Source organism: Flavobacterium sp. UBA6195, assembly GCF_002422095.1.
Lineage (GTDB): Bacteria > Bacteroidota > Bacteroidia > Flavobacteriales > Flavobacteriaceae > Flavobacterium.
The window spans coordinates 21,615-30,471 of record NZ_DITB01000014.1 but is presented as its reverse complement, the minus strand read 5'-3'; the positions used below and the strand labels follow the sequence as shown (position 1 = coordinate 30,471).

The 8,857-nt window shown below is 33.1% G+C and carries 9 protein-coding genes; 8 read left to right on the top strand and 1 reads right to left on the bottom strand.

Annotated features, from left to right (window positions below):
* Positions 1–1,579, bottom strand: a 1,579-nt coding sequence (locus B4I81_RS00985) for a hypothetical protein (RefSeq protein WP_291106476.1), incomplete at its 3' end; no start/stop codon positions are given.
* A 156-nt stretch (positions 1,580–1,735) separates the two neighbouring features.
* Here B4I81_RS00985 and B4I81_RS00980 point away from each other — a divergent pair.
* From B4I81_RS00980 to B4I81_RS00945, 8 genes are all read left to right on the top strand, one after another.
* A complete protein-coding gene (locus B4I81_RS00980; protein ID WP_291106474.1) occupies positions 1,736–3,082 on the top strand; it encodes a DEAD/DEAH box helicase in 1,347 nt (448 codons plus the stop codon).
* Positions 3,083–3,156: 74 nt separating this feature from the next.
* Positions 3,157–3,585 (top strand): hypothetical protein, encoded by a 429-nt coding sequence (locus tag B4I81_RS00975; RefSeq protein ID WP_291106472.1) that lies wholly within the window; start codon positions 3,157–3,159, stop codon positions 3,583–3,585.
* 98 nt (positions 3,586–3,683) lie between these two features.
* Positions 3,684–5,609, top strand: coding sequence for a BatA and WFA domain-containing protein (locus B4I81_RS00970; RefSeq protein WP_291106470.1), 1,926 nt, complete (start codon positions 3,684–3,686; stop codon positions 5,607–5,609).
* Positions 5,606–6,865, top strand: coding sequence for a dihydroorotase (locus B4I81_RS00965; protein WP_291106468.1), 1,260 nt, complete (start codon positions 5,606–5,608; stop codon positions 6,863–6,865). The genes B4I81_RS00970 and B4I81_RS00965 overlap by 4 nt, the downstream gene beginning before the upstream one ends.
* A gap of 5 nt (positions 6,866–6,870) precedes the next feature.
* Positions 6,871–7,197, top strand: a complete 327-nt coding sequence (locus tag B4I81_RS00960; RefSeq protein ID WP_291106466.1) for a DUF4870 domain-containing protein — start codon at positions 6,871–6,873, stop codon at positions 7,195–7,197.
* A gap of 2 nt (positions 7,198–7,199) precedes the next feature.
* Positions 7,200–7,844 carry an alpha/beta hydrolase gene (locus B4I81_RS00955; protein ID WP_291106464.1) on the top strand — a complete coding sequence of 215 codons (645 nt, stop codon included), beginning with the start codon at positions 7,200–7,202 and terminating at the stop codon, positions 7,842–7,844.
* Between the two features lie 64 nt (positions 7,845–7,908).
* Positions 7,909–8,406, top strand: a complete 498-nt coding sequence (gene tpx, locus B4I81_RS00950; RefSeq protein ID WP_291106462.1) for a thiol peroxidase — start codon at positions 7,909–7,911, stop codon at positions 8,404–8,406.
* Positions 8,407–8,472: 66 nt separating this feature from the next.
* The gene (locus B4I81_RS00945) at positions 8,473–8,847 is read left to right on the top strand and encodes a diacylglycerol kinase (protein WP_291106460.1); all 375 of its coding nucleotides are present in this window, start codon (positions 8,473–8,475) and stop codon (positions 8,845–8,847) included.
* Positions 8,848–8,857 lie beyond the last annotated feature (10 nt).

Sequence of the window (8,857 nt, the reverse complement as noted above, 5' to 3'; positions counted from 1 at the left end):
TCATGTTGAAATACGGACTAAATCGAAAACCATACCAACTGCCGGGAATATACGATTGTGTTTGAAAAGAAACAGTCCATTTTTGTGTGCCGTTCAAACGATTATTAAACCCTGGCAAGCCATCTTCGTCAAGTAAAGTCAAACGATCTTTAAATGATTCATCTCGGTTATTTCCCCAAACATAGGTGGGTTTTATAAACTGTCGAAAACGCCAATTTCCTATATTAATTAATGGACTAAAATAATTTAATCCCAACCTAAAAGTAGTTTGTTCGGTTAAGCCTGCATCATAAAAACTTCCCCATTCTGCAAAACCACTAGCATAGCCAAAAGAACATTTTTTCCCATAAGAAACACTTAACCCAGTGTACATTCTTGAGTTACTATTTTTCTCCTGATGCCCAATGATTAGTGCAATATTTTCTCCGTATGGAATATCCTCTGTAATGTAATAATTAAAAACAAATGTATCTTGATAGAATTTTTGTCTCGAAACCCCAATCATTCCAATCCAATTCTTTTCATTTGAAAAATATCTTGTTGGATCTAAACTTAGGCTAGGCGTTCTATTAAATTTTTTTTCGTTGTAAGTCAATGCTAAAATTAAATTGGTAAAATAACGCTCCGAATTTGACTTGGGGGTTACTTTTAAGGCTCTTCCATACCAATATTCCTGAAAATCATAGGAAACTTGCTTGGGTGTTATCTCATTTCCTTGTGGAAAAAGCTCCGTCATCAATTGATTTTCATAATAAATACCACCAGCATTTTTTGCAATCACAGAATAAAATGGTCTGTTGATATTAATACTCCGTCTGCTATCATTATCAAAATCATTCCCATAGTTAAAGTCAAACCTAACAAATGTATTTTTAATATTATTAATAGAATACTGCGCATAAGTGGCGCGCTCTTTTGTATCAAAACGATTTTTTACATTACCACTTATCAAATGCCCAAATCCTAAAATATTACGCTCAGTTAACTTAGCACTACTTTCTGTTGAAGATAAAGTTCCTGTAGGAATCAAAGTCCACGAATCCAAAACCCTAATTTTAATATCAATGGAGTCTTTATTTTTAGGAATATCAACGGGAACTATAGTAACTTCGCGAATATAACGCTGGCTTCTTATCAAACGTTCTGATTCTAACAATAATTTGGAATCTAATTTATCATACTTTTTAAAAAGAATACTATTTCTTATGGTGACTTCTTTTGTCTTAATATGAACGGTATTACCAAAATGCTCTAATTTGTGTTTTGGAACTTTCTTTTCGTTTGTAACCGAATATCCAAATGGATCTAACGTTTCAATTGTAATATCGCGAATAACCTTTCCTTCTTGATGCTTTTTGACCACTTTAACCTCTTTTTTAGGCTTAAAAGGAACCAAATTCTCCGCTTTTAAAGCAGATTCTTTAAAAATCAACTTGTAAACAAATCTCGAAAATTTACTTTTTTTAGATAAATCATTAATATTTTGATAGACAGAAACACTATCACTTTTTTTTTCAATAGTTTGCGCGTTTCCTTTCAAGGAAATCATACAAATACATAAAAAAAGAATAAGTTTCAATTTCATAGCTGGAGTAAAAACTAAACTTCGACGAAATTATTGTTTAAAAATCGAAAGTAGTAATAAAATTAAGGAAATACAACTAGTTTTCACTCGCAACATGACACAAATACCATTCCAAAAAGTTTATGTACCTTTGCAGCAAATTTAATACCCATGAAAACGTTCCAAGAATTCGATTTACCAAAATCACTACAAAAAGCATTAGACGAATTAGGTTTTGTACACGCTACACCTATTCAAGAAAAATCGCATTCTGTAATTCTATCAGGAAGAGACGTAATGGGAATTGCACAAACGGGAACAGGCAAAACTTTCGCCTACTTATTACCTATTTTAAAACAATGGAAATTTCAAAATAATGAATCACCAAGAGTGGTTATCTTGGTTCCAACACGTGAATTAGTAGTGCAAGTTGCAGAAGAAGTGGAAAAACTAACCAAATACATGAGTGTGCGAACACTTGGAATTTATGGTGGTGTAAACATTAATACACAACGAAAAGCACTAGCTGAAGGAGTGGATATTTTAGTAGGAACGCCAGGTCGTGTAATGGATTTAGCGCTTGACGGTGTTTTACGTTTTGATGCCTTGCAAAAATTAGTCATTGACGAGTTTGACGAAATCTTAAACTTAGGGTTCCGTGCTCAATTAACGTCAATATTGACCATGATGCGTGGCAAAAAACAAAACATATTATTCTCGGCAACCATGACCGAAGAAGTAGATGAAATGTTAGACGAATATTTCGATTTTCCAGAAGAAGTTTCCTTAGCTCCAAGTGGAACTCCGTTAGAACAAATCGAGCAAATTGTATACCAAGTTCCGAATTTCTTAACAAAATTAAATTTACTAAAACACCTAATTCGCGAAACTGAGGGAATGGACCGTGTGTTGATTTTCGTAAACAACAAACGTATTGTAGAATTGGTTTCTGAAACCTTAGAAAGCGAATTTCCTGAGCAATTTGGAGTAATTCACTCGAACAAAACGCAAAATTATCGTTTGAATACGATGGCAGCTTTTCAAGCGGGCGAATTGAGAGGTTTGGTTACTACAGATATTATGGCGCGTGGTTTAGACATTTCGGATATTACGCACGTTATCAACCTACAATTTACCGAAGAACCAGAGAAATACATGCACCGTATCGGTAGAACTGGTCGTGCTGATAAAACGGGTGTTGCGATAAGTTTGATTTCACCAAGTGAAATAGAACCAAAAATTGAGGTAGAATTATTAATGAATACCGAAATCAAAGAACTTCCAATTCCAGAAGATTTAAAAATAGAAGAACGCTATTTAGACTTCGAAAAGGAAAAGAAAAAAATGAAGTTCTTGTTGAAAACCCCTAAAAAAGAAGGCGGCGAAGCTTTTCATCAAAAGAAAGACAAAAACAAAAAAGTCAACCTAGGCGGTCCAGGAAAACGTACTCCAAGAAAAACCGAATCCAGAAACCGAGCAGTCGAAAGAAAACGCGCGGAAAAGAAAAAGAAGAGATAATATTTTAGTGGTCAGTGTTCAGTTTTGAGTAAGCAGTAAAAAACAAAGTATGGCAATCAATTTTTAAATAAATTATGAATAGGAATATAAAAATTATTATTAATTCTTTATCATTTATAATAATCATATTAGTACTTTTATTGGTATACTTTTATTTACTTGATGCTCGGCATACATTCAGTATTCTTGGATTTTCATTAGCTTTAATTTATCTAGAAATTAAAAACAAGTTTTGGGCAAACCCTTTATTTATTGATAGTATTGAAATTAGTAAAGAAACTATTAGAATTAAGCATACTAATCCTATGCTGAAGAAAGGTGAAATTACTTTTGACAGTAATGAAATATCAAACTTCATGAATATCAAGAAAAACATTTTTACAAAAAACAATCGAATTGAATTTGATTACAAAAAAATAAAAACAAAATTTGTTTATTTGAAATCAGAAATACAAGAAATTAAAAAATTAGAAGAAAGTATATCACATAATAAATCCGTGTAAACTTCTTCAATCCGTGTCATCCGCGTTCCAAAAAAATGACTCCAATATCTATAGTAATCTAAATTGAATTTCGTACTTTTGACAAATTCTAATAATAAATGCAGTTCAAACATCCAGAAATTCTCTACTTCCTTTTTCTGTTGGTTATACCAATTTTGGTGCATTTATTTCAATTACGTCGTTTTAAAAAAGAATATTTTACTAACGTAAAGCTTCTGAAGGAACTTCAAATTCAAACCCGAAAAAGTTCTAAAATCAAGAAATGGTTGTTGTTGGCGACACGTTTATTGTTATTAACTTGTTTGATTTTAGCTTTTGCCCAACCTTTTTTTGACGCCAAAGACACCACAAATAAAGGAAACGAGCTCATTATTTTATTAGACAACTCGTTTTCGATGCAAGCCAAAGGTGCAAAAGGCGAATTACTAAAACGAAGCATTCAAGATTTATTGGAAGAATTACCCGAAAACCAACAATTCTCATTACTTACGAATTCCGAAGTGTTTTGGGACACCGATATCAAATCCATTCAAAAAGAATTGCAGAATTTAAAATATTCTGCAATGCCGTTTCAGTTGGATTACTTGATTAATCAGGTCGAAACCAAAAAGAAAAACACCAAGAAAGACTACGTTATCATTACCGATGCGATTCAATCGGAAAGTAAAAAAGCATTGAATTTAGCAGAAAATAATGTGGTGTATTTCATCCAACCCGAAGCACAAAACAAAACCAATATCAGTATTGATAAAGTCGTAATTTCACAAGTCTTAGATCAGTTTTACGAACTAAAAATCACACTTCAAGCTTTTGGAGAAACCGAAAATGAAGTACCGCTTTCGGTTTTCAGTAACAATAAAGCCATTGCAAAAACCATCGCAAAATTTAAAACGCAAAAGACAGAAATTGCAATCACCATTCCAAAAAACGATTTCCACGGCAACATCAGTATCGAAGATAATAGCTTAAGCTACGACAACGATTACTATTTGAGCATTTCAAAACCAGAAAAAGCAAATGTAATTGCCATCGGAAATTCAGATAAAAACAATTTCTTAAGTCGCATTTTCACATCTGATGAATTTAATTTCCAAAGTACGGAATTGGCTACTTTAGATTACAATCAAATAGAAAATCAAGATGCGATTGTATTAAATGAATTAGAAGATTTGCCAATTGCATTGGGAACAACACTAAAATCCTTCTTCGAAAAAGGCGGCAATATTGTTTTAATTCCGAATGCGAAAAATACGCCAAGTCTATTAAATGCTTTTGCGAAAAACTTTGGTGGATTCAATTATTCCCAACTTTCCACTTCTGGAAAACAAATCACAAAAATCAACTTTAATCATCCTTTATATCAAACAGTTTTTGAGAAAAAAGTGACTAATTTTCAATATCCAAATGTTAAAGAAAGTTTCACTTTATCGGGAATTACGAATATTTTACAATACGAAGACAATTCAGTTTTTGTGGGTTCGACAACGAATCGATTGGGAACTTTTTACGCTTTTTCGGCACCGATAAACAAACAAAATAGTAATTTTCAAAATGCACCTTTGATTGTTCCAACATTCTACAACATGGGACAAAATCAAGGGAAAACAGGAATTAACGCTTATACCATTGGAGAAAACGAAAACCTGATTTTAGAAACTATTTTAGCCAAAGACGAAGTCGTTTCGGTACAAAAAGATGGTTATAGTTTCATTCCGATGCAACAAATTTTGAACACAAAATGCAAACTGTCTTTTGGCGATTATCCTGAAGAAGCAGGGAATTTTGATGTTATCAAAGCTAACAATTCGTTAAAGAAAATCAGCTTCAACTATCCAAGAACCGAAAGCGATTTAACGCAAGTTTCGACTGCCAATTTTGAGAATTTCAATAAAGTAAACAACATATCAACCGTTTTAAATGACATTGCTTCCGAACGCACAAGCAACGAAATTTGGAAATGGTTTATCATCGCAACACTACTATTTTTAATAACAGAACTACTAATCCAAAAATTTGTAAAATGACGCAAGTTATTCTAAAACAAGCCAAAATTATCGACGCTTCAAGTCCCTTTCACAACCAAGTGATGGACATCAAAATTGAAAACGGCACGATAACTCAAATAGAAAAAGAAATTTCTGCTACTTCTGGGTTTGAAGTGGTAAATATTCCAAACTTACACGTTTCTAAAGGTTGGATGGATAGCTCGGTATCTTTTGGAGAGCCAGGCTACGAAGATCGTGAAACCATAGAAAACGGATTAAAAGTTGCAGCCAAAAGCGGATTTACAGCGGTAGCATTACAACCTAATTCAAACCCAACTATCGACAATCAAGCGCAAGTGCGATTTGTATTGGACAGAGCTAAAAACCAAGCCACAACTTTATATCCCATCGGAGCCTTAACTAAAGGAAGCGAAGGAACCGATTTAGCCGAATTATTCGACATGAAAAACGCGGGAGCAATAGCTTTCGGGGATTATAATAAAGCCTTGCAAAATGCTAACCTTCAAAAAATTGCGTTGCAATACGTACAAGATTTCGACGGTATGTTAATTGCTTTTTGTCAAGATAGCACGTTAAAAGGAGTTGGAATTGCAAATGAAGGAGTTATTAGTACGAAGCTAGGTATGAAAGGAATCCCTGCTTTAGCGGAAGAATTACAAGTCGCACGCAACTTATTTTTATTAGAATATACGGGCGGAAAATTACATATCCCAACAATTTCTACTCAAGGAAGCATCAAATTAATCAAAGAAGCAAAAGCAAAAGGATTAGAAGTAACTTGTAGTGTGGCAGTTCACAATTTAGTCTTAAACGACGAAATGTTAATGGGATTCGATACTAGATATAAAGTATTGCCTCCATTACGTGAAGAAGCAACTAGAAAAGCTTTAGTAGAAGGGGTTTTAGATGGAACGATTGATTGTATTACTTCTGACCATAATCCATTAGACATCGAACATAAGAAATTAGAATTCGATTTAGCGAAGGATGGAACCATCGGTTTAGAAAGTGCTTTTGGTGCTTTACTAACGATTTTACCATTTGAAGTTGCAGTTGAAAAATTAAATGCTAATAAACTGGTTTTCAATGTAGAAAATCCATCAATAATAAGTAAAAACAAAGCCGATATTTCACTTTTCACCACAGAAGATGATTGGACATTTGGAAAAGAAAACATCTTATCAAAATCTAAAAATTCGGATTTCTTAGGACAAAAAATGAAAGGAAAAGCGATCGGAATTTACAACAACGGGCAATTGATAATCAACAATTAATCGATATGAAAGAAGAAATAAATAAAGGTAAACAAACAGCAATTGTAAGCTATTTAACTATTGTAGGGTCAATAATTGCAATATTTATGAATCAAGAAGAAAATCGTAGTGAATTTGCTAGTTTTCACATAAGACAAGCATTAGGTATTTTCTTAACCTTCTTTTTATTAGGATATCCCGTTGGTTACTTTGACAATTGGATGGTTTCGGCTTCATTTTGGATATTCATTTTCATCCTATGGATTTATGGCTTTATCAATTGTTTAAATGGTGAAATGAAAATCGTTCCTTTTTTGGGGGAAATCTATCAAAAATTATTTAAAAGCTTCTAAAAATGAACTTGCACTACTTAATTCAAGAACCAAAAGTTAAACACGATAAAAATCCATTATTAATATTATTTCACGGTTATGGAAGCAATGAAGAAGATTTATTTTCTTTTGCTAGCGAATTACCAAATGATAGTTACATAATTTCAGTTAGAGCACCTTATGATTTGCAACCTTACGGGCACGCTTGGTATGCGATTCATTTTGATGCCGACGAAAATAAATTTTCTGATAATGTTCAAGCGAAACAATCGGTTCAGCTTATTGCTGGTTTTATTGATGAAGTGGTAAAACAATATCCAATCGATGCTAAGAATGTAACCTTAATTGGTTTCAGTCAAGGTGCCATTTTAAGTTATGCTACTGCCCTAACCTTTCCTGAAAAAGTAGCTAAAGTAGTGGCATTAAGTGGTTATTTCAATCAAGAAATTATGCCAGAAGTTATCGATACGAAAGCGATTTCTCATTTAAAATTCTTTGTATCGCATGGTTCGGTTGACCAAGTCATTCCAGTAGATTGGGCAAGAAAAGCAAAACCAGCTTTAGAAAATTTAGGTGTAGAAGTAGAATACCATGAATATCCAGTGGGACATGGTGTAGCGCCTCAGAATTTCTTTGATTTTAAGAATTGGTTATTAAAAAAATCTTAAGTAATCGTTAGATAAACTTTAACCAATTATTCGTTACTTTTGCAATTCAAAAAAATAAAAAGCTATGGCATCAATTACATTAGGAGGAAATCCAGTTCACACAAATGGCGAATTGCCAGCAGTAGGTTCAAAAGCTACTGATTTTAATTTAGTAAAAACTGATTTAGGCTCAGCATCTTTAGCAGATTTCGCTGGTTCTAAAGTAGTATTAAACATTTTTCCAAGTGTAGATACGGGAACTTGTGCTGCATCAGTTAGAAAATTCAATGAAAAAGCAAGTGCTTTAGCTAATACTAAAGTGTTATGTATTTCTAGAGATTTACCATTTGCTCAAAAACGTTTTTGTGGAGCCGAAGAATTAGAAAACGTAATCAACCTTTCCGATTTTAAAGATGGAAATTTTGGTAAAAACTATGGTTTAGAAATTACAGACGGACCTTTAGCAGGTTTGCATTCTCGTGTAGTAATCGTTTTAGACGAAAATGGAACTATTTTACACACCGAACAAGTTAAAGAAATTGCAGACGAGCCTAATTACGAAGCGGCTTTAGCAGTATTATAAATTACATTTAGACCTAAAGAAAATTTACTTCTTTAGGTCTATTTTATTAAATTGAAAACAAGTAAGATGAAATTCGAAAAAGACGAAACCCTTTTCACAGGAAGATTAAAAAGTATTGGATTTGCCGTTAAAGGCGCAATAAAATTAATTACTACAGAACACAGCGTAATGGTGCAATCATCATTAGCGGTACTAATGACATTTGCTGGTTTCTATGTAGGTATTAACCGTTTTGAATGGATGATGCAAATCCTAGTATTTGGTTTAGTCTTAGGAATTGAAGGTCTTAATACCGCTGTTGAAAAAATAGCCGATTTCGTCCATCCTGATTTTCATGAACGCATTGGATTTATTAAAGATATAGCCGCTGGTGCTGTATTTTTTGCTGCCTTAACTGCTATAGCTATTGGCTGCATTATTTATTTTCCATATTTGTTTTAATTTCGCTACT

Excerpts from the sequence above, each read along its gene's own strand:
- B4I81_RS00980 (WP_291106474.1), top strand. The coding sequence starts at position 1,736 with ATGAAAACGTTCCAAGAATTCGATTTACCAAAATCACTACAAAAAGCA.
- B4I81_RS00975 (WP_291106472.1), top strand. The coding sequence starts at position 3,157 with ATGAATAGGAATATAAAAATTATTATTAATTCTTTATCATTTATAATA.
- B4I81_RS00970 (WP_291106470.1), top strand. The coding sequence starts at position 3,684 with ATGCAGTTCAAACATCCAGAAATTCTCTACTTCCTTTTTCTGTTGGTT.
- B4I81_RS00965 (WP_291106468.1), top strand. The coding sequence starts at position 5,606 with ATGACGCAAGTTATTCTAAAACAAGCCAAAATTATCGACGCTTCAAGT.
- B4I81_RS00960 (WP_291106466.1), top strand. The coding sequence starts at position 6,871 with ATGAAAGAAGAAATAAATAAAGGTAAACAAACAGCAATTGTAAGCTAT.
- B4I81_RS00955 (WP_291106464.1), top strand. The coding sequence starts at position 7,200 with ATGAACTTGCACTACTTAATTCAAGAACCAAAAGTTAAACACGATAAA.
- tpx (WP_291106462.1), top strand. The coding sequence starts at position 7,909 with ATGGCATCAATTACATTAGGAGGAAATCCAGTTCACACAAATGGCGAA.
- B4I81_RS00945 (WP_291106460.1), top strand. The coding sequence starts at position 8,473 with ATGAAATTCGAAAAAGACGAAACCCTTTTCACAGGAAGATTAAAAAGT.